The organism is Chitinophaga hostae (assembly GCF_018224885.1).
GTDB classification, from domain to species: Bacteria; Bacteroidota; Bacteroidia; order Chitinophagales; family Chitinophagaceae; genus Chitinophaga; species Chitinophaga hostae.
Genome location: NZ_JAGTXB010000003.1, coordinates 535,249 through 557,269 on the forward strand (window position 1 = coordinate 535,249; position 22,021 = coordinate 557,269).

16 protein-coding genes and 1 pseudogene are annotated in these 22,021 nt (G+C 48.3%); 8 read left to right on the top strand and 9 right to left on the bottom strand.

Features of this window, described 5'->3' with window-relative positions; genetic code table 11:
• Positions 1 to 76 precede the first annotated feature (76 nt).
• Positions 77 to 454 carry a 5-carboxymethyl-2-hydroxymuconate Delta-isomerase gene (locus KE626_RS09310; RefSeq protein WP_211972593.1) on the top strand — a complete coding sequence of 126 codons (378 nt, stop codon included), beginning with the start codon at positions 77 to 79 and terminating at the stop codon, positions 452 to 454.
• 35 nt (positions 455 to 489) lie between these two features.
• Here KE626_RS09310 and KE626_RS09315 read toward each other — a convergent pair whose 3' ends face one another.
• On the bottom strand, positions 490 to 855 hold the full coding sequence (locus KE626_RS09315) for a hypothetical protein (protein ID WP_211972594.1): 366 nt from the start codon (positions 853 to 855) through the stop codon (positions 490 to 492).
• Positions 856 to 876: 21 nt separating this feature from the next.
• Positions 877 to 1,077, bottom strand: coding sequence for a hypothetical protein (locus KE626_RS09320; protein ID WP_211972595.1), 201 nt, complete (start codon positions 1,075 to 1,077; stop codon positions 877 to 879).
• Positions 1,078 to 1,307: 230 nt separating this feature from the next.
• Here KE626_RS09320 and KE626_RS09325 point away from each other — a divergent pair, with 230 nt between their 5' ends.
• Entirely contained in the window at positions 1,308 to 2,336 is a 1,029-nt protein-coding gene (locus KE626_RS09325) for a hypothetical protein (RefSeq protein ID WP_211972596.1), read from the top strand.
• Between the two features lie 39 nt (positions 2,337 to 2,375).
• Here the strand turns inward: KE626_RS09325 and KE626_RS09330 are convergent, their stop codons facing one another.
• Complete coding sequence (locus KE626_RS09330; protein WP_211972597.1) at positions 2,376 to 2,891, bottom strand: dihydrofolate reductase family protein; 516 nt, start codon at positions 2,889 to 2,891, stop codon at positions 2,376 to 2,378.
• A gap of 222 nt (positions 2,892 to 3,113) precedes the next feature.
• Between KE626_RS09330 and KE626_RS09335 the strand changes: the two genes are divergently transcribed.
• Together KE626_RS09335 and KE626_RS09340 are read left to right on the top strand one after the other, a co-directional pair.
• Positions 3,114 to 4,547: an amino acid permease gene (locus tag KE626_RS09335; protein ID WP_211972598.1), complete on the top strand. Its 1,434-nt coding sequence runs from the start codon at positions 3,114 to 3,116 to the stop codon at positions 4,545 to 4,547.
• 173 nt (positions 4,548 to 4,720) lie between these two features.
• Entirely contained in the window at positions 4,721 to 5,929 is a 1,209-nt protein-coding gene (locus KE626_RS09340; protein ID WP_211972599.1) for an FAD-dependent oxidoreductase, read from the top strand.
• Between the two features lie 43 nt (positions 5,930 to 5,972).
• Here the strand turns inward: KE626_RS09340 and KE626_RS09345 are convergent, their stop codons facing one another.
• Complete coding sequence (locus tag KE626_RS09345; RefSeq protein WP_211972600.1) at positions 5,973 to 8,435, bottom strand: ABC transporter permease; 2,463 nt, start codon at positions 8,433 to 8,435, stop codon at positions 5,973 to 5,975.
• A 254-nt stretch (positions 8,436 to 8,689) separates the two neighbouring features.
• On the opposite strand from KE626_RS09345, the gene KE626_RS09350 reads away from it, so the two are divergent.
• The 3 genes from KE626_RS09350 (at position 8,690) to KE626_RS09360 (ending at position 11,784) form a co-directional block, all read left to right on the top strand.
• Positions 8,690 to 10,234, top strand: a complete 1,545-nt coding sequence (locus tag KE626_RS09350; RefSeq protein ID WP_211972601.1) for a putative Ig domain-containing protein — start codon at positions 8,690 to 8,692, stop codon at positions 10,232 to 10,234.
• Positions 10,235 to 10,329: 95 nt separating this feature from the next.
• Positions 10,330 to 11,238, top strand: coding sequence for a DMT family transporter (locus KE626_RS09355; RefSeq protein WP_211972602.1), 909 nt, complete (start codon positions 10,330 to 10,332; stop codon positions 11,236 to 11,238).
• 126 nt (positions 11,239 to 11,364) lie between these two features.
• Positions 11,365 to 11,784 carry a VOC family protein gene (locus tag KE626_RS09360; protein ID WP_211972603.1) on the top strand — a complete coding sequence of 140 codons (420 nt, stop codon included), beginning with the start codon at positions 11,365 to 11,367 and terminating at the stop codon, positions 11,782 to 11,784.
• A gap of 8 nt (positions 11,785 to 11,792) precedes the next feature.
• Here the strand turns inward: KE626_RS09360 and KE626_RS09365 are convergent, their stop codons facing one another.
• The 5 genes and pseudogenes from KE626_RS09365 to KE626_RS09385 form a co-directional block, all read right to left on the bottom strand.
• Positions 11,793 to 13,208, bottom strand: coding sequence for a cation diffusion facilitator family transporter (locus KE626_RS09365; RefSeq protein ID WP_211972604.1), 1,416 nt, complete (start codon positions 13,206 to 13,208; stop codon positions 11,793 to 11,795).
• A gap of 72 nt (positions 13,209 to 13,280) precedes the next feature.
• A complete protein-coding gene (locus KE626_RS09370; protein ID WP_211972605.1) occupies positions 13,281 to 14,423 on the bottom strand; it encodes an efflux RND transporter periplasmic adaptor subunit in 1,143 nt (380 codons plus the stop codon).
• An 18-nt stretch (positions 14,424 to 14,441) separates the two neighbouring features.
• A pseudogene (locus KE626_RS09375) lies at positions 14,442 to 18,800 on the bottom strand (CusA/CzcA family heavy metal efflux RND transporter).
• A gap of 83 nt (positions 18,801 to 18,883) precedes the next feature.
• Positions 18,884 to 19,264, bottom strand: coding sequence for a hypothetical protein (locus KE626_RS09380; RefSeq protein WP_211972606.1), 381 nt, complete (start codon positions 19,262 to 19,264; stop codon positions 18,884 to 18,886).
• 129 nt (positions 19,265 to 19,393) lie between these two features.
• A complete protein-coding gene (locus KE626_RS09385) occupies positions 19,394 to 20,764 on the bottom strand; it encodes a hypothetical protein (RefSeq protein WP_211972607.1) in 1,371 nt (456 codons plus the stop codon).
• A 121-nt stretch (positions 20,765 to 20,885) separates the two neighbouring features.
• Between KE626_RS09385 and KE626_RS09390 the strand changes: the two genes are divergently transcribed.
• Entirely contained in the window at positions 20,886 to 22,004 is a 1,119-nt protein-coding gene (locus KE626_RS09390) for a hypothetical protein (RefSeq protein WP_211972608.1), read from the top strand.
• The last annotated feature ends 17 nt before the right edge of the window (positions 22,005 to 22,021 follow it).

Genomic DNA, 22,021 nt, shown 5'->3' on the forward strand with positions numbered 1-22,021 from the left:
TTTTTACAAGGGAAATTTCTTTTTGTTATCATTGTTCTTCAAAACAAAGGTTACACACCCGATAAAATTTCGTTATATGCCTCACTTTGTAATAGAATGTTCAAAAAATATTTTAGCGCAACAACCGGCTGATGTTATCATGAATATCGTTTATGATGCTGCCGCATCAACGGGGTTATTTGCAGATAATGATATCAAAGTCAGGATTAACAGCTACGAACAATACCGGCTTGGCGAAGGGAAAGACAGTTTTATGCACATTTTCGGCAGTATTATGGGTGGGCGCACCACGGCACAAAAGGCGGCGCTGTCCAGCACCATCATACAGCAATTAGCTCCGTTGTTCCCGGATATTTCCTTTCTATCTATGAATGTGGCAGATTTTGATCCGGCTACCTACAGTAACAAGTCGTTGATCAATCCGCTTAATACGGAAGGTAACCGGCACTTTTGAAAATTCGCTACAACATGTAACGCAGCACTTTGCGTTTACTCGATCTCTTCCCAACCTCCGCTCTGCGGATCATATTTGGCAAATTCGCCGGTATCAGTAAATTCGGAAGCAGTCATTCCTATTTCAAAGATGCCATCCCCACCGGAGGCCGTTTGAAAATACAGTCCTCTGCCTGTTAGCATGGCTGAAATAGCCAGACCGTTGTCGTGCTGATACCAGGTACTCCCCTGTTCCTGCTTTACAACCGTATAGTTATAGGCTAACAACCTGTCATGTAATTCTTCTTTCTGAAGGTCTGTAAATGGCTCCAGGTTGGTTTCGTGGTCAAAGAAATTTTCATCTTTTGTTTGCTGTTCCCTGATCATTGTTTCTGTCCGGTACAGTTGTACATCGTAGCTCATAACTGATATAGTTTGGGTAAATCAATCCGGTGTTTCCATGGGTAGTAATAACATCGCCAGGAATCCTAAGGCAATAATAGCAAAAGGTAACAGGACTAAAAAGGCGGTGATCAGATAGGACGGTTTGTATTTATCTTTCAAAAGCCCTTTTAGCGTATACTTTAAAAAATACCACAGCCCGATAAAAAAAGCCAGGTATAACAGTAACAGCGTAATCATCATGATCGTTATTTAAATGCCATATTCAGGTCCTATCCCTTACCTGGCATAATGGGGCACCCTATTTTCCTGTTGGCAAAATAGCACAATAATCGCAGGCACGGGGCTAAACCGGTTACTTTTTTTTACTAAAAATCAAGATGTTGCAGTTTGCACAGGATTGCTATGCTTTTGAACAGGCGGTCATTGCTGCCGGGGATACATTTGTTTCCTGACATAACAACATCGCTATCATGAAAAAAACATTTCTTTTTGCAGCTGTGCTGCTGTTCCTTTTATGCCGGCAGCTCACTGCCCAAACCATTTTTGTTGATCCGCTCAAGGGCGATGACACACAAAACGGCAGTGCGGATCATCCGCTGGCATCGCTGGAAAAGGCCGTTGCCACCGCCAACTCGTTCCCGGGTACGCAACCCGTGACCATTAAACTGGGCGCCGGTCTTTATACGCTGACCGATCAGCTGACCATCCTGTCGCCCGCCGGCAAACAGGGTATGCGGTACAGTATGGAAGCGGCCATTCTTCCGGACGATAGCAACTGGGCGCCGGCGAAAATGCCCGTGATACAGTCCATATCGGCCAACAACTCTACTGTACAGTTTCCCCATGCAGTGGGCATCCGGGTGGCCATACCGCTGGTAAGTTTCCGTGGGCTTAAGTTTACCGGTAATGCCAACCCTGCTGTTACCTACTATTATCCTATTACTAAAGAAGATTCCCTGTTACAGGGACTGGAGGTTTCTCAATGCCTTTTTGTTGGCGATCGCTACGCAGCCCCCATCCAGGGCGCTGTTTGGGCCCATGGTCCTTCTACGGTCATTGACCACTGTATTTTCTTTAACTGCAAAAATGCCTTACTATTTTTCAAGGGCGTGGAGCATTTTTCTGTTACGCATAGCATCATCTATGGCGCATATGAAGCCGCCATGTGGGTTTGGTTGTTAAACGGACAACTCACCTTCCGCGACAATATAGTGGCCAACTGCGGATATCTGTGGACTATTCCCAAAGACGCCGATACCAAAGCAGTATTCGAAAACTCGCTGCTGATCCAGGTACAACACGACGCAGGTAACTGGGTAAACGGGATGACACCTGCCAACAGCCGGGGTTTTGAATTTAAAAATACGGGACGAACCGGTAAAGCAGACCTAGTAGAGCCGGCGAGCCCGGTAGACCCTGTGGAACAGCTGGACCTCTCGGCTCTTTCCAAGGGGCATACTACCGACGCGGGCTTGTTTAAAGTGAGGAAGACGAGATGACTGTAAGATGTGGCAGTGGCAGCCATTACCACTAACTCCTTACTTCGCAATGCTGTAATGCACCCTGATGGTATTGTCGTTCAGTTTCGTCACTTCACGTAGATGCAACGGATACTCAAAATCAGCCGGGTTAAACAGGGGTAGTCCTCCTCCAAAAAGTATGGGCTCTATCACCAGGATGATATCATCTACCAACCCGGCTTGCATAAATGCGGTGGTGGTGGCGGTACCGCCGATGATAACGGCTTCCCGGTGGCCTCTTCCTTCCAGCATGGCTACTATTTCGGGTGGTGTTTTGTCGGTGAACACAACGGCCTCATTGGCGGGTGCAGCGTTGGTATCATGTGTGAGCACCGCCAGCGTACCTTCGTCTTTCAGCGGCAGGTAGTCCGGCGCCAGTATATTATAGGTTTTCTTTCCCATAATCACTGCTTTGGTTTGTTGGGCGATCTGCATAAATCCCTGTCCATATTCCTGCGACAACCAAAAGGGATCATTCCGTTCGTTTGAAGTAAGGCTGTTGGCCGATGTGGCCATGTAGATAGTTATTTTCATCTGACATTGATTTTTTGTTTGATGACATAAAATTAGTCCGCCGGCATTATATCGACAGGGGGGACTACTGACATTTTACATGGCCGATTACGACATTACCCACGGTGTGGGTATAATTCGTTCGGGATGCCTTCTCAGCGTCGCCGGCAGCGGATAATTCTTCCCAAAGCACCATCTTATTTGAAATTATCCCATATTGCAGCCCTAACTACGGCGAATACATTGAAATCGACAAACGAAAAGCCCGGAGCAGAAAAGCTTGAAAGGGGGCTGCAAAACAGGCATATCCAGCTGATAGCGCTGGGTGGGGCTATAGGAACGGGTTTATTCCTGGGTATTGGTCCGGCAGCGGTGCTGGCGGGACCTTCCGTTATTTTAGGCTATGCGTTGGCAGGGCTTATCGCATTTTTTATTATGCGCCAGCTGGGCGAAATGGTGGTAGAAGAGCCTGTTTCCGGCAGTTTCAGTCATTTTGCGTACCGATACTGGGGCAGCTTTGCGGGTTTTGCCGCCGGATGGAATTACTGGGTATTGTATATCCTGGTGAGCATGTCCGAGTTAACAGCGATCGGCATATATGTTCATTTCTGGTGGCCGGAAATACCGTTGTGGTCTTCCAGTCTTTTCTTTTTTATTGCGATCAACGCTTTAAACCTGAGTTCTGTAAAAGTATACGGCGAGGCGGAGTTTTGGTTTTCCATCATAAAAGTGGTGGCCATCATTGCCATGATCGGTTTTGGTACTTATTTACTGATCAGCGGCTCCGGCGGGTCACAGGCCAGCATACAGAACCTGTGGAACGACGGCGGATTTTTCCCAAAGGGCTTATTGAATACAGATGGTAAAGGTGGTTTCCAGGGTTTGTTTGCCGCCATTTCGCTGATCATGTTTTCGTTCGGCGGACTTGAGCTGATCGGGATTACCGCTGCAGAGGCAGACCGGCCTGAAAAAACTATTCCTAAAGCCACCAACCAGGTGATTTACCGTATCCTGATATTTTATGTGGGGGCCCTGGTGATCCTGTTTGCCTTGTCGCCATGGAAAAGCATTACCACCGACAGCAGTCCTTTTGTAACAGTATTTGAAAGTTTAAAGAGCTTCCGGTTTAATGTCTTTGGTAAAACTATTTATTTCACCAGCCTGATCGCAAACGTATTAAACCTGATAGTTTTAACTGCGGCATTGTCGGTATACAACAGTTGCGTATACAGCAACAGCCGTATGTTATTCGGTTTGGCTGAGCAGGGAAATGCGCCGGCCTTCCTGTCAAAGCTGAATAAGAATCATGTTCCTGTAAAGGCGATCATTGTATCCGGGTTGTTTGCAGCCGTTTGTATTATAGTAAATAAGCTGATACCGGAAAAAGCGCTGGAGGTGCTGATGTCGCTGGTGGTATCATCGCTCATGATCAACTGGCTGATGATCAGCGTGGTGCATCTGAAATTCAGGAAGAATAAAAAAGAGCAACAGGTGAAGACAAAGTTTCCTTCCTTTATTTATCCGCTGTCGAACTATATCTGCCTGGTGTTCCTGGTCGGTATTTTAACACTGATGTGGATAACCGGGATGAAACTGCCGGTAACACTGATCCCTGGCTGGATTGTGTTCCTGTATCTTTGTTATTTACTGGTAAAAAGGCAACGTCAACAGGCATAAATTTTTATCGCCGGGTATAGAAACGCCACCGTTTTCGCGGTGGCGTTTTTATTTATCGTCTTCCTTTTTCACCGCTCAAAACACGTTATTCACCGGTTATTTTTTTCGCCCTACCTATCGTTGCTTGTCGCCGGAGCCGGCCGGTAATAGTTTTGCATTATAAACTCCTTATTATGCATCACCAGACTACTCCTTTTCATGTACTTATTATTGGCGGCGGCATTGGCGGTCTTGCGCTGGCGCTGTTCCTGAAAAAGGCCAACATTGGCTGCACCATTTACGAAGCATATCCTTACAAAGGGGAAGCCGGCAGCGGACTGAATCTGGCGCCTAACGGCATGAATGTGCTGGCCGCCCTGGGGCTTGCCGAAAAAATCATAGCGCGTGGCAGCGAAAGCACCGCGCATTGTTTCAGGAGCGAGGATGGAAAGATGCTGGCACGTTTGCCTTATGGAGATATTAAAAAATATGGTTACCCGGGTGTAAGCATGTCGCGTGCTACCTTGTATGAAGTGCTGACTAATAAAATCAATGAATCCGGTATTGAAATAAAATACAATAAACGGCTGCTACGTATTGATCAATATGCAGCAGGCGTAAAAGCCTGTTTTGAAGATGGCAGTAGCGACAGTGCCGATATCCTGGTTGGGGCAGACGGTATACGGTCTGTAACACGCGACCATGTTTTACCACAGGGTGCGCAGCCGGCTTTTGTTGGCGTGGTGGGTGTAGGAGGTTTTGTAAAACTCGATGATATTCCGGCCTTCACCGCCGATGATATCAACAGTCTCAATTTCACCTTCGGGGCAAAAGGGTTCTTTGGTTATTGCGGGGCCGACAAGGGATACGCTATGTGGTGGTCTAACCTCTATGCAGCGCAGCCACTTAGCGAGCAGGCATTAAAAAATCCTTCGCTGGAGGAAATAAAAAAAGAGATGATGTCTATTTACGGCGACTTCCACCGGCCGGTGGCGGAGCTTATTGCCAACACAGAACGGCCGGTGCGTCAAAACATCAGTGATATACAATCGCTCCCTACCTGGCACAAAGGCCGCGTATTACTGATCGGCGATGCCGCTCATGCCGTAAGTCCCAATTCCGGCCAGGGCGCTTCCATGGCGCTGGAAGACGCCATGTACCTGGCTAAGCTGCTGCGGGATGCCGGCGGTGATTATGAAAAAGTGTTCCTGCAATTTGAAAAGGACCGCAAACCCCGCGTGGAAAAAATTGTGGCGGAAGGAAGACGACGTGGTGTAGGCAAGAAAGCAGTTAGTCCGCTACAGGCCAAAATACGCAATATGATGATGGGCTTTTTCCTGAAACTGTTTGGTATCAAAGGAGTGGACTGGGTATACCGGTACCGGATCGACTGGGAAAATTAAAGCAGCCGCTGATGAAGCCGCGCAGCCTCATCAGCGGGCACAGTTATTCTCCTTTGAGGCTGTCGACCGGGTTGGCCAACGCTGCCCTGACAGATTGAAAACTTACCGTAAACAACGCGATGAACATGGCTATCAATGCGGCGAGCACAAATATCCACCAGGATATGGGCGCACTGTAAGCAAAGCCCTGCAGCCATTTATGCATACAGTACCAGGCAATGGGAGACGCCACTACAGCGGCGATAAACACGTAACGGATAAAGTCCCTGCTGAGCAGCGCCGCAATATTACCCACGCTGGCCCCCAATACTTTGCGGATACCGATTTCCTTCGTGCGCTGACGGGCTGTAAAGGAGGCCAGTCCGAACAAGCCAAGACAGGAAATAACGATGGCGATGGTCATCCCTGTATTCATCAGTTGTTCCATCTGTTTTTCGCGCTCATACCATTTGGCGATGGTATCATCATAAAAACGGTATTCAAATTTCTCATTGGGATATGCGGCGGTAAAGGCCTGTGCCATGCCCGCCAGCGTTTTCTTCAACGCATCACTGTTGTTACCGGCCATCGACAACTTCACATTCAGGGAGCGGTTAATTTCCCTGGAACTTGTCAGGAACACGGGTTTGATAGGATCGTGCAGGGAGAGTACATGAAAATCGGCCAGCACGCCTACAATAGGCACATTCTTTTTTGATGGCCCATCACTGATCCCCGATTCCACAAATTTACCGATCGCCTCTTCCGGCGTTTTAAATCCAAGTGCTTTGGAGCAGCTTTCGTTGATGATTACTTCCCGGATAGTATCGGATGGATACAGGTTTCTTCCTGCCAGCAATTTTAGCTGGTATAGTGGTATAAAATTCACGTCTCCAAATTCCAGCTGGCAATCTACTTCTGTTTCAGTTTTCCCGTGATACTTGAGGAAGGTACCCCAGTGACCTTTGGCAGCAGGCGTGCCCTCACTTAAGCTCACCATTTCCACCTGTGGCAGTGTCTTAATTTTTTCTGCCAATACACCCGGCAGCGTTTGCGGATAGTTGCCGCTGGTGCCGATTGTAACAATCGCATCCTTTTTAAATCCAAGGTCTTTATGCAGCATGTACCGGATCTGGTTGTTCATCACCAACGACCCGATAATAAATACCAGGGAGATGGTAAACTGAAATACCACCAGGCCTATACGCAGGTAGCCACGCTGGTTTCCTTTCTGCGCTGTAGCGCCTTTGAGGCTGAGCACCGGCTGGAAGGACGACAACACTTTAGCCGGGTATAACCCCGCCAGCAGCGTGGTAAATACCGTCATAGCCAGCAGGAATAATAAAGTAGGCCAACTGAACAGATGCAGGGAAATGCCGTTGGGCATAAATGCAGCAAACAAGTTTAACAGGGGCTTTACCGCAAAGAGGGAAAGTATCACTGCGATAACGGTCAGCAACAGCGTTTCTGTCAGGAAATACATCACCAGGCTGCGTTTATTACTGCCAAGCACTTTCCGGATACCCACTTCCTTTGATCGTACTACCGCCTGTGCGGTAGACAGGTTAATGAAATTGATAGCAGCAATCAGCAATATAAACACCGCAATGGCCATCAATCCGTATAAAGTAGGCAGATGCACCTGCCGGGTATAATCATCGGTGTAATCGCCGTTAAAATGAATATCTGACAATGGCTGTAAACGAAGGGTTTTGCTCCCGCCCGGACCAGTTTGAATATGTTCGCCGGCAAAGGCCAGCAACTGCTTGTTCAGCTGCACCGTGTCTGCGCCGGCCTGCAGCTTTACAAAGGCTTCCGTACCACCAAACATGCCCCACTGATCAAAGCCAAACTCATTTTTTACAGGGGTATTTTTTGCGCTGGCAAAGGAAATAAATTCAGAGAAAACCAAATCACTGTTGGCAGGTAATTCTGCTACGATGCCGGTTACCCGCATCGGCACCGAATCGTTGTAGTTAACAATTTTCCCGATATAATTATCTGCCGGCTGCGGGCCAAAATACTTCGCTGCTTTCGCGGCGGTCAACACTACTGTTAACGGCTCCTGCAGGGCAGTACCCGCATCCCCCGCCAGCCAGGTATATTGAAATACCCGGAAATATGCAGGGTCCGTAATCACCATCTCCGGTTTGACTTCCCTCCGTTTGGCTGCATCAAATTTTCTTACCACACCATTGTTTCCGGTTATGGATACTTTGGCATAAAAAGGATGTAAACCGGTTGTTGTTTCAACTCCGCTAAACTTTCCTGCCAATGCCCAGGGCGCAGGATCAGGTACGGTAGCCATTTTACGGAAGCCCCGTTCCGCTGTTCCCAGTTCAGATACCACCCGGTAAATATTTTCTTTCCCCGGATGAAATTTATCATAGCCTAACTCAAAACGGACGCTGAGGAAAATCACCAGGCAGGCGCTGATGCCCAGTGCCAGGCCTATAATGTTGATAGCAGCGTATACCCTGTTGCGGAGCAAATTTCTCCACGCGATTTTGATATAGTTTCTGATCATAACGGTAAGTAATTGACCAGGATGACAGAAAAATATGCCAATAATAAACCCATTGCTCCTGCTAGGTTTGCGCCCCATCCTATCTTGAAAATTGTCCGTTTATGAAGGGAATGTGTTCAAAATCGAACACCCTCCCCGGGAACGACTGACCGGCACTATTCTGCACAGGAGCATGAACCGGACGGTGTAAAGATCGTTTGGAAAGAAATAATATTTTATCTTGTTCCGTATTCTATATCAGCAAAACAGTGAACATGCGTATTCTTCTTACCCCCATCCTCGTATTTATGCTGCCGTTTATGGCAGCGGCACAACAAACCCTTCCGCATATCAACGGACCAAGGCTGTACGGCGCGAGGCCAGGTAAGGAATTTATATATACCATCCCGGCCAGTGGGGAAAGGCCGATGTCCTTCCAGGTAAAGCGGCTGCCTAAAGGCGTTACCGTAGATGCCGGCAGCGGTGTGATCAGCGGCAGCATCAAAAAAGCAGGAAGCTATAAAGTAGAACTGGTAGCGGTGAACAAGCACGGTAAATCCGCCAAAGCGTTTACGCTGGTGATCGGCGATAAGCTGGCCTTAACGCCACCTATGGGATGGAGCAGCTGGTATAGCTTTGGGCGCAGCGTAACACTGGACAAAGTAATCCGTTCCGCTGAAATCATCCGTGAAAAAGGATTACAGCAATATGGCTGGAGCGTGATAGAAATCGATGATCCGTGGACTAATCAGCCACCCAACAATGATACTACCTGGATAAAACTGAAACAGAAAACGGGCACGGCTTACAGTTATTATGAAGGACCGGATAACCTGCCCGGTCGTGTAGGCGCTACCCGTGATGCCAACGGAACGCTGATACCTAACCAGTATTTTAAGGAGATAAAAAAATTCCCTGCGCTGATGCATAAAATGGGCTTTAAAGCCGGTATCTACAGCTCTCCCGGCCCACTCACCTGTGGGGGTGTTGCCGGCAGCTATGGTCATGAACTGACCGATGCAAAGTTTTTTGCGGATAACGGTTTCGACTATCTGAAATATGACTGGTGCAGTTATGGTTCACTGGCGAAAGATGAATCAAAGGCCGAGCTGATCAAACCTTACCGCCTCATGTCTGACGCACTGCGGGCACAGAAACGGGACGTTATCCATGCGCTCTGCCAGTATGGTATGGGCAATGTATGGGAATGGGGCAACGAATCCGGCGGGCAGCTATGGCGTACCGAAGGCGATATTACCGACAACTGGAAAGCCGTATACAGCGCCATAAAGAAGCTCGCCGATAAAGCAGCTTATGTAAAACCTGGCAACTGGAACGATCCTGATATTCTCCAGATCGGCGTGGTAGGCGCACAAAGCGAGGGCGAAGCAAAACGTAACCACCTCACCCCCGATGAACAAAGAACTCATTTCAGTATGTGGTGTATGCTGGATGCTCCTTTACTGATTGGCGCCAATATGGAACTGCTGGATGATTTCACCCTGCAGCTGATCACCAATGAAGAGGTCATTGCTGTTAACCAGGATGCTTTGGGCAAAGCCGCCGGCTTAAAAACAGTGCTGCCCAATAAAGTAGAAGTGTGGAGTAAACCACTGGAAGATGGCAGCATCGCGGTAGGCTTACTGAATCCCACTGACCAGGAACAGGCAACGGAGTTTTCTTTTTCAACAGTTGCCGGCAGCAGCGCCTTTCACGTACGGGATCTGTGGCAAAAGAAAGACCTGGGCTTGTTTGAAAACAAGGTAAGCGCCAGCATTCCTTCTCACGGTATTATTTTATGGAAGCTGGTAAAAAAATAATTATGCAGTGAAACACACGGCTACCGGTAACCGGATTTTCCGCAAATACTGGAATATTTGAATAAATTTACTGAGGGCAAGACCCTGAGATATTTATGCAAAGAATTATTCTGACAGCTCGTAGCAAAGGATTCATCAGCATTATTTTCGTGATGCTTATCTGGGGGAGTTCCTTTAGTGTTACCAAAACGGTGGTTCATGAAGTATCGCCGTATATATTTGCCACACTGCGTCATATTATTGCTTCCGCCATCCTGTTACCCTTTTATCTTTACCGGCGCAGCACCGTAAAACAACGGCTGCCTTACGGTCAACTTACGTTGATGGGGCTATTGGGCATTACAGTGTATTATGGTTTCTTTAATTTCGCCATGACTTATATCTCCGCCTCCACCGGCGCGCTGATAGAAGGTTTGATACCGGTGGCCATTGCTATACCGGCAGCTATTTTTTTGAAAGAGCCGTTGAATACAAAAAGTATTGCAGGCATTCTGCTTTGTGTAACCGGGGTGATCCTGGTGGGCTTTGTGGGAAGCGCCAAAAGCGGGGGGCACCAGCTGGCAGGGAGCATGCTGATGTTGCTGGCCGTTTGTTGCTGGAGTGGTTACACGCTGTTATCCCGGAGTTTAAAGGAGAGAGATACCTTGCTGGCCACTGCTGTCAGCACTTTTATCGGCACGGCATTTTTACTGCCCATCGCTGCTGTTGATATATACCGGCATGGCATGCCGGTTGTTTCCAGTCAGGCCTGGGCTGGGATTGCTTACCTGGGCGCTTTTGCGTCGGCGCTGGCCTACTTCCTGTATAATCGCGCATTGGAGAGTTTGCCGGCCGCACAGGTAGGTAACTTCCTGAACTTAAACCCGGTGATCGGCGCAGTGATTGCCATGATATTCCTGAAAGATACGTTTACCTGCTGGCAGATAGCAGGTGGCATGCTGGTACTGGCGGGAATCTGGTTAAGTTCCAAACGCATACAACCCCAACGTTTACCCGCCTCCTGACAACGGTACCAGCCTGTCTTCCCAATTATTTTTAAAAAAAGTTTTTTGCTGCTGACATAGGGTTGTCTCGGGCTCCCTGTTACCTTTACATCAGACAATAAAACAATCATCTTAAAACACAATATCATGGCTAATTCACAAACATTACAAGGCATGGCAACCATGAGTTTTTTTGCGGCCGACCACGAAGCTGCAAAAAAATGGTATAGCGAACTGCTGGGCATCGCACCTTATTTTGAGGTACCGGGATATGTGGAATTCCGTATTGGCGAATACCAGCACGAGTTGGGGCTGATCGACAGTAAATATGCCCCAAAGGCCGCCACCAATAATGGTCCTGGCGGCGCGGTAATTTACTGGCATGTGGACAATGTGAGTGATACCCTGAAAAAGCTGACCGATATGGGCGCCACCCTGTTCGAAGAGATCACCGAGCGTGGTCATGGTTTTGTTACCGCCTCTGTTGTAGACCCTTTTGGTAACATACTGGGTATTATGTATAACCCGCATTACCTCGACATCCTGGCGGTGCGTAACAAGGCGTAACGCGGCCGCTATATCAAAGGTTCCGGATCAATATGCACCCTGATCACATCTGTTATTTCATGTTTTAATGCCCGTTCCAGGTCGTACATTACCGTATGTGTATGCGCCAGCGAGGTTTTGCCCGGCAAATACATGATCAGTGTAACCACCAGTCCTTCCGGGGTCATCAATACTTCGTCTGTTTTTACATTTGGAAATGCGGTCAGCTTCGCCAGTGCGCGTTGTACTTTTTCAAAGGCATCTGCCTGGCGCGCAGCCTCCCTGGGTGTTTCATTACGGGGTTCTATATGCACGGCTACTTTTACAGGCAGCGGAAATTCACTGACCAGTGCTTTTTCCAGCAGTTCGGACCTGGCATGTGCCTCTCCCAATGTTAAGCCATCGGACACTTCCAGGTCGAGTTCTATCCTCATTTCGTCGTTTACCCGGTAGAGGTTCAGGTTGTGGATACGGAGATCCAGGCGCGCTGCTACAGACCTTACGGTGATACCATAAGGTTCATCAGTAGTGTGTACCGGTTCCGCGTGTACAATTACTGCGGCAGTGCCATCCAGTTCCTCCCTGATGGCTTGTTCAATTACTTCGGTGAGCTCGTGGGCTTTTTCGAAGGTCAGGCTTCTCAGCGTGCCTACTGTTGCTTCCACATATGGTTTGTTACCTACAAATCGTGTTTTGATATTAACAGCGCCGGGTACTACGCCTGGTATCTGCTCTACCAGCTCGCGAAGTCGTGGCATCAGGTCTTCCGGCACGTCATCCATCAGTGAGCGGATGGCCTCTGACCCGATGCTCCATACTGATTTAAAGGCGATGGCCACTACCCCGAGGGCGGCAATGGCATCGGCGCGTTCTACCAGCCAGATGGGCAGCGGCAGGTACTTAGCCAGGTAAATAAACAGGAGGCCGATCAATACCGATAAAGATCCCAGCATATCGTTGCTGAAATGCTCTGCATCTGAAGCCAGTGCCTGGCTTTGATAATGCCGGGCGGCTTTCTTCAGCGATCTGACCCTTAGCAGGTCTACGATGACGCTGATAATGATAATAGAGAAAGACCAGATAGTAACTTCGGGAGCACCGGGTTCCCATACAATTTTTACTACCGCATGATAACCGATCATGATAGCCGTAGCGCCGAGCAGGGTCATACCCGCGAGTGCGCCCAGCGCTTCCGCCCTTTCGTGGCCATAGGGATGGTTGGCATCCGGGGGCTCGGCAGCTACCCGCACCGCCACAAAGGTAACGAGGGTGGACAGCAGATCCAGCAAGGAGTGCATACCTTCTGCGATCAATCCTAAGCTGCCCGTAAATATACCGGCCACAAATTTCAATGCCGCCAATCCCCCGCTGGCGATGATCGAAATGGTGGTAATCTTGCTTTTGCTTTCTACTTTGGCTTCCGGTAACACTGCCATATTGGTCATAATGCTGATTAAAAAACGAATGTATGCGCAATCACCTGGTATACCAACCGGCATACCAGGTTTATTATTTTATTAACCTTCTTCTCCTCCGTTCTTCATTTTCATCAGCAACGTATATGCATTCCTGGTAACCACTTGTTTGCCGGTTATATCGGTTCTTATTTCCGTATAGCCTCCATTGCTGGTACCTGTTTCCACCGGCGTCATTATAAATTTATTATTTCCTGCTGATACAAAAATATAATGTTTGTTTTCCCATTTCACTACGGCATCATCCGGCACTGCCGTTACATTGGCATGCTGCAATTCAATTTCTGCATTCATAAACATCCCCGGCAACAGTTGCTTATCATATTTTTTAAAGTGACAATGTACTTCACCAGAGCGGTTTTCGTCCACATTTCTTGTTATCAGGTGTATTTCCGCCAGGTACTGTTCACCAGGTTTGGCGGTAGTGTAGCATTTTACCAGCTGACCTGCGGCAAGGTCTGCCAGGTCCTTTTCAAACACCGTAAGGCTCAGGTGTAAATCTGCCGGGTTGATGAGTTCAAACAACACATCTGTTGGGTTCACATATTTGCCGGTGTTCACATTTACTTTGGTAACATATCCGCTGATAGGTGCGTGGATGGCAATGCTCCGCGTAATGGTTTCTTCCGATAATTTCTCCGTATTGATATTGATCAGCTGCAGTTTTTGTTTCAATGCGCTGAGCAGAATTTTTTGCCCTTCAAACTCGCTCCTGGCCTGCTGGAAAACCTTATCGCTGTTTGCTTTGGATTCGTTCAGTTCTTTTTGCCGGTTAAAATCGGCTTCCAGGTAACGCAGTTTACTTTTGGCCATTAAATAATCCTGTTGCAGTTGTATATACTGCGGATCTTCCAATACCGCCATCACCTGCCCTTTGGCCACCTGCATACCAGGCAGCAGCGGCATGCTTTTTAAATAACCGCCCAGTGGCATGCTTACAGATACAATGTTCTGCGGGGGCACATCTACCACCCCGTTAACACGGAGCACTGTATGCATGTCCCTGTTTTCTGTTGCTTTTATTTCGATACCGGCAGTCTTCAGCTGTGCCGGCGTAAGCTGTACCTCGTTACCCACCGGGGCTGTTGCAGCAGCGGGTTCCTCGGCTTTCTGTGTTGGCTTGTTCTCTTTGCAGGATAATAGAAAGAGGCCTGCGCTGTATATGATCCAGGTTATTTTTTTCATGCTGTTGAATGTTAGTTGTTAGTTAAGGCCGCTTAATTTTTCCATGGTAAAGGCTGCATTGTTTAACTCTTCCACTACATTGAAATAATTGCTTCGCATTTCCAGTGCCTGGTTTATCAGCATCACCCATTCGAGGTAACCTATTTCGCCCGCGGCCATCCTTTTGTTGGCGCCTGCAATGACCAGCGTGGCATTGCTGAGGAGCACCGACTGATAATTACCCAGCAGCTGCAAATGATGGGTATATATCTTTGCTGCATTGCCCAGCTCCAGTTCCAGTTGTTGCCGGGTGGCTGCCAGCTCGCGTTCCTGTTGTTGTATAAAAATGTTGGCCGCACGGATCCGGGAACGTTGTCCGATGCTGAAAATAGGTATGCCAATACCCGCGCTCACGGATGAAAAGCGATCGCCCCCGCCAAAATATTTTTCATCATTACCTACCCGCTGATAGCCAATAATGCTCATGTTATTATAACCCAGGTTCAGGGATGGCAGCAGGCGGCTTTTCTCCAGTTTATGCTCCTGGATGCTGCGTTCCAGCAGCTGCTGCCGCAATGCCATCGCCGGCGTACGTGCGATATAGCCCGTATCCGGTATTTCAGATAAATGATAAACCGGATCCGAACCCACCGGCGTTACAGGGTCAGCAACATTCAACAATATTTTCAGATCGTTTAGTCTTACCGCATAATCCGTTTTTAATAAGCCCAGCTGATTAGATATCTGCCAACGCTGATTTTCTGCAGTAGCTTTTTCCAGTGCGTCCACATCGCCGGTTTTAAAACGCAGCGCCGTTTTGTCCAGGAAAGCCTGGTAAATGCTGTCTGCCTCCAGCAGCAACTGTTCTTTTTGCTGCAATACCAGTACTGCATAAAAAGCTGCTTTCACCTGCGCTTTCAGTTCATTTTCCTGTTGTTGCGTACTAAGTTTACTCAACGTAATGTTGGTATTATTGATACTCCGCTGGTGTTTATATACCGTTGGAAATTGTATGCCCTGGGAAATGGTGAAGCGGTTGTCGTTGGCCACACTGTTTATTTTTCCGTACTCCACTCCTACATTGGTTTTATCAAAGTCCAGGTTACTTTTCCGGAGCGACTGGTAATATTGCTCTCCCAGTTTGGCGGCCTGTATGTGCAGGTTATTTTTTAACGCCAGTGCTACCGCTTCATCGGCAGTTACTTTTTGTTGCGCCTGCAATGCAGCGGGTAACGCCAGCAGCAAAACTGCCGCAGCAGCTACTTTAACGGGTTTAAAAAATTTAAATCCTTTTTCAAAAAGGATATAAAATACCGGTAATACAAATAATGTGAGCATGGTAGAAATAATCAGGCCACCGATTACTACGGTAGCCAGCGGCTTTTGCACTTCCGCGCCGGCGCCGTTGCTGACAGCCATCGGAATGAAGCCCAGCGAAGGAACCAGCGCCGTCATCAGTACGGCACGCAGCTTTGTTTTGGTGCCATGCAACACTACCCGTCGCACATCCTGCCAGCCTTCTTTTTTCAACCGGTTAAATTCGGATACGAGGAGAATACCGTTCAACACGGCTACACCAAACAGCGCAATGAATCCAACACCGGCTGAAATGCTGAAAGGCATATCGCGCACCCACAGTGCCAGGATGCCGCCAATGGCCGACAGCGGGATAGCGGTATAAATAAGCAGCCCCTGTTTTACGGAATTGAAAGCGAAATATAGCAACATAAAAATCATGAATAAGGCAATCGGTACTACGATCGACAACCGCTGTTTGGCTGCTGTCAGGTTTTCAAAAGCGCCGCCGTATACCACGTGATAAGCGGGTGGCAGCTTCAGCTGTGCCGCTACTTTTTGCTGCAGTTCGGTAACAATGGTTTGTACATCCCTGCCGGCCACATTAAAGCCAACAATGATCCTGCGGCGGGTGTCTTCCCGCTGGACCTGGTTGGGTCCTTCTATTTCTTCCACACTGGCTACCTGTTCCAGCGGGATTTGTATACCCTGGCGGGTAGGAATCAACAAGCCGCGTACATCCGACAGGTTGCGGCGTTCATCATTCGCCAGCCGCACCACCATATCAAAACGCTTCTCGCCTTCATACACCAGGCCGGTGCTCTGACCAGCAAAAGCAGTGTTGACCACGCGGTTAATGTCGCTTACATTCAGTCCGTATTGCGCCATGGCATCCCGATTATAGTTAATCACCACCTGTGGCATACCGGTAACGGTTTCCACGTACAGGTTTATGGCGCCATCCACCGTTTTGATCACCTAACCCAGGCGGTTGGCATAATGCGCGAGGGAGTCCAGGTCTTCCCCGAATATTTTACATACTACATCCTGGCGGGCGCCGGTCATCAGTTCGTTAAAACGCATCTGTACCGGGAACTGGAAGCCTACACTTACACCTGGCACTACGGCCAGTTCGCTGCTCATTTTCTCCGACAGCTCATCAAAGCTGCGCGCAGAAGTCCAGTCTTTTTTATCTTTCAGGATCACCATCATATCGCTGGCTTCCAGCGGCATCGGATCCGTGGGAATTTCAGCGCTGCCTATTTTAGTCACCACCTTTTCCACCTCCGGGAATTTTTTCAGAAGAATAGCCGCGCATTGTTGTGTGGCCTGAATGGTAGTATTGAGATTACTACCGGTGAGCAGGCGTGTTTCTACAGCAAAATCGCCTTCTTCCAGTTCGGGGATGAACTCCCCTCCCATTCTTCCCAGCATCACCATCGCTATGGCAAACAACACCAGCGTGCCGGCAATCATAGCCTTGGGAAATTGCATCATCCGGGTTAGTGCCGGCTGGTATTTTCTTTCCAGCCAAATCATTATCCGGTCGGCCAGGGAAGGTTTATGACTGATCTTTTTGCTGAGGAATAATGCGCTCATCATCGGCACATAAGTAACTGATAACAGGAAGGCACCCAGGATGGCAAAGGCCACGGTAAATGCCATGGGCTTGAACATTTTCCCTTCAATACCCTGCAGCGACAGGATCGGGATGTATACAATGAGGATAATGATCTGGCTGAATACTGCCGATTTGATCATGGTACCGGTAGAAGCGTTTACTTCTGCATCCATGATGGTTTGGTCTACCATGCGGGTATTCCTGAAATGCCTGGAGTGACTGAAGCGATGTAAAATGGCCTCTACCACGATCACGGTACCATCTACAATCAACCCGAAGTCGATGGCGCCTAAACTCATCAGGTTACCTCCTACGCCAAATTTATTCATCAGAATCACGGCAAACAGCATCGACAGGGGAATTACGGAGGAAACGATCAGTCCTGCACGCAGGTTACCCAGGAAAAACACCAGTACAAATACAACGATCAACGCTCCTTCTATGAGGTTTGTTTCCACTGTTTTTATCGCGTTGTTCACCATTTTGGTACGATCCAGGAAAGGTTCTATCACTACGCCTTCGGGTAAGGATTTTTGAATATCGGCTACCTTTTCTTTTACGCGTTTGATAACCGCAGAGGAATTTTCTCCTTTCAACATCATCACCACGGCGCCGGCTACTTCTCCTTTATCGTTGAAGCACATGGCGCCATACCGGGTGGCCGCTCCCAGCTGCACGGTGGCTACATCGCGGATCAGCACAGGCATCCCGTTATCCAGGTTTTTTACGACTATTTTTTCGATGTCGGCGATACTTTTGGTAAGTCCCTCACTCCGGATATATAATACAGTTGGCCCCTTCTCGATATATGCACCGCCGGTATTCTGATTATTTTTTTCGAGCGCGTCAAATACATCAGCGATAGCTATATTATTAGCTTTCAGCTGACCAGGTTTGACGGCGATTTCGTATTGTTTAAGTTGTCCGCCAAAGCTGCTCACATCTGCCACTCCCGGTGTGCCCAGCAGTTGCCGGCGTACTACCCAGTCCTGCAGCGTACGTAATTCCATTGGACCATACTTGCCTTCATAGCCTGGCAGCGGGCGAACCACGTACTGGTAAATTTCACCGAGCCCGGTGGTTACCGGCGCCATAGCCGGCGCCCCTACGCCTGCGGGAATTTCCTGTTGTACCTGTTGCAGCCGTTCGCTGATCTGCTGCCGCGCCCAATACACATCAGTTTCATCGGAAAACACAATTGTTACCAGCGATAATCCAAAGCGGGAAAAGCTCCTGATCTGTTTCAGGCCGGGAATATTGCTGCACGCCTGTTCTACGGGAAAGGTAATAAGCCGTTCCACATCCGGCGCTCCCAGCGACGGGGATACGGTGATTACCTGTACCTGGTTGTCTGTAATATCCGGTACGGCATCAATAGGCAGGCGGGTTACCTCAAAGGCGCCCCAGCCAATCAATGCCAGCACAAATAACCCTATAATCAGCTTATTCTTTACAGAAAAGCCAATGATCTTATTTAGCATGTCCTTGTTCGTTAATTCAACAAAAAAATAAAATGCCGGCGCCACCTGTCAGCAACAGGCGGCCACCAAAACGGGTAAGCTGATTATGCTTTGGGAGGGCGGAAAAGTGAAGTAAGCGCGGGTTCAGGCAAATAGTTGTCCTTTAGCGCCGGGTAATCGATCCTGATTTCACGGAAGGTTTGCTGTTTTACGGCAATGGCTTTGGCGAGGGGGATAAACGAGAGCTGCAATGCATGCAGGTCTACCGTTTTATAGGGTAGCTGCATGTCCCTGTCGTGGTCCCCGTCGTCATCGTCCTGGCCCCAGTAGTGCATGCACAGGAAGTCCATCACACTCAGCTGACTGTTTCTCTGGTGATGCTCCTGGTAGTGAAGCACCAGCGCTGGTATTTTGAGCAGCTGATCGAAAGCAGTGTGATGAAGTATAAAAATAAGAAGCAATATGTAGGCCGCTCTTTTTTTCACGAAGGCAAAGATAGAAATTCCCGCTGTATCCGCTCATTATTTTTGACAGGGGCCAGGTGTAAGCGCGTGCATTAAGCCCCCCGACGGCATAACCATATTGGATCGATAAGGCGGTAAAATAAACAGCTGCTATAGTGCAATTACTTTCCCGTCTTTTATAAACCGCGTGTCCTTCACCGAACCGGCGCCCTGGAAGCGATATTGGAGACCTACGATATCCGTAGGCGCATTGGGGAAGTTCAGTGCATACGCTTCTTTTCCGTTGACGAGGAAACGTATGTGCCGGTCTTTTGCTTCCACTCTCAGCGTCACCCATTCATCCAGGTTACAACCAAATCCGGAAAGATCCGCATCGCGGCTGCGTGCCCCGGCGCCGGCGGCATACAGTCCCAGATCTCCTACACAACCTTTGGCGCATAAGGGAATAGTGATCAGGTCATTTTTGCAGAGGATTAGTATTTCCAATCGCTGGCAGGCGGCGGTGCCTTCGTGGTAATTACTTTTTACCGTGGTTTCAAAAATGAAATGATCGTTTTTTATGCCACCGAAGTCCTGCACATTAAAAAAACGCAGTGCCGGCGGCGCGGGTTGCAAGGAAATATGATAGCGGGATAGCAGCGATTCATCTACTGTGAGTTCCCCGTTTTTTGCTACTTCATTCTTCTTAAAATACAGCGGTACCCCATTTTCATTTTCTAACAAAGCCAGCCAGCCATCGGAGGCAATCATCAGGTCGTGCTCCTTTACGATCTGTTTACCAAGCATCAGCTTTGCCCTGTAATAACCGGGTTCATAATAAATAGCGGAATAGGTATGCTCCTGCGGGGGTACTGGTATTTTGCGTCTTATATCCCACGACTGTGCAATAAACACAGAGTCCTTGCCGGCGGCCGAAGCATTATAACTAAAGATTACCGAATTGGGTACGCCGGTGCTCATGATCTTATTACTGCTGAAAGAAAAGTGGGCCGGGTTAACGGGGGAGCCGGGCCGGTCGTTTGATATCAGCAACAGGTAGAGCAATATCCCGGTTGGCAGCAATGCCAGCAGCCAATAAGGCCATTTGCGGCGGGTAGTTACGATTGCCGCCGGAACCGGTGCAACAGCGGGCAGGGAACTGGTTACTGCAGCAGGCGCAGCAAACGTATCCGCATTTTGTTCAGCGGCAACAGGAGTCATGATCGAATCAGCACGCTCGTCCATGCTGCCGCGCTCATTATCCAGCGAAACCTGTCTTTTAAACTCCCGCCAATCCGCATACCCGGCAAATTTTGCCAATGTATTCAAGGTGGTAGTGGTGGGGATATTGGTATATTTCAGTTTGCCCCAAAGCCTTTTCAGGGTGGTAACGCTAAGGGTTACACCGGTGGCTTCTTCAATGGCAATGCTCAGTTTTTCAAAATCATAACTCGCCCATTGACTGCTGTCGCCCCAGTTTAACCGGGTTTCCACCAGTGCCAGGCACCTTCGTATATAATTTATTTCGAAACTATTATTCATTTTTTATTAATCTGTTGACTACTTGCACGGGTTTGCACCGACTTGCTACCGCCTTGAATTGCTGTTAAATTAGTGATAATTCATCTTTGCTGACCTATCCACTTAAAATAAAAATCAGGTCATGACAAAAACAGCCATCGGTTTATTATTATGTGTGCTCCCGCTATGTGCCCTGGCACAAAAAAAGAAAGCCGCGATTACAGTACCGCTGCAGGCAGCCAACTGGGACTTTACGCCCAACACGGTTGAATTCTTCACCTATAAATCAGTGCCCGCAATGAAGATCGCAGGTTCGAAGGATTCCGTCGTTTTAAAAAACCTGGACTTCAAAGATGGTACCATTGAATACGACATGGAACCGCTGGATCCCTATTTTACCTCGATGCACTTCCGCCGCGGCAGCCGGGAAGAAAATGAGTGTTTCTATTTCCGTACCGCTGCCGCCGGACAGGAAGCTGCCGTACAATATGCACCCTTTATAGCCGGTATAAACCTATGGGATATGCTGCCCGAATATCAGAATGCCGCCTGGTTTGAAAAAGAAAAATGGAATCACGTAAAGCTGGTGATATCTGGTTATCAACTACGTGTATACGTAAATGATACCCTGCACCCGGTACTGGAAGTACCCCGGCTGGAAAGCAACAGCTGGCATGGCGCCATTTCATTCGACGGCCAGGTGATCATTTCAAATCTTGTCGTAAAACCGGATCAAACAGATGGACTATCAGCACAGGAAGGTGTGGACATCACCAACAACGATCCCAAATATCTTCGTAAATGGCAGATAAGTCCGCTGATCAATATGCCGGAAAAAATTGATTTCAGCACGGCACTCTTACCAGGTAAAGATACTCCCTGGGAAACCATTCGGGCAGAAAGACGGGGCCTCGTTAATATTACCCGTAAATACGGAAGCACGGCCACGCGTACACGAAGACTTGCATGGTTGAAAACAAATATCAATGCTGCCACAGACCAGGTACGGAAAATGAATCTCGGGTTTAGTGATGACGTATGGGTATTGTTAAACGGGAAGTATGTGTATATAGATAAGAACACTTACGGCTCTCCTATTATGAAAGCCCCTGAAGGACGCTGTGCGCTGGAGAACAGCTCCTTTAACCTGCCACTCAAAAAAGGGGATAACGAATTGCTGATTGGCGTAGCTAACGATTTTTATGGCTGGGGAATTGTTGCACAGCTGGATAAATTCATAGATATAACGACAGAAAAATAAGAAAAACAGGAAGACTG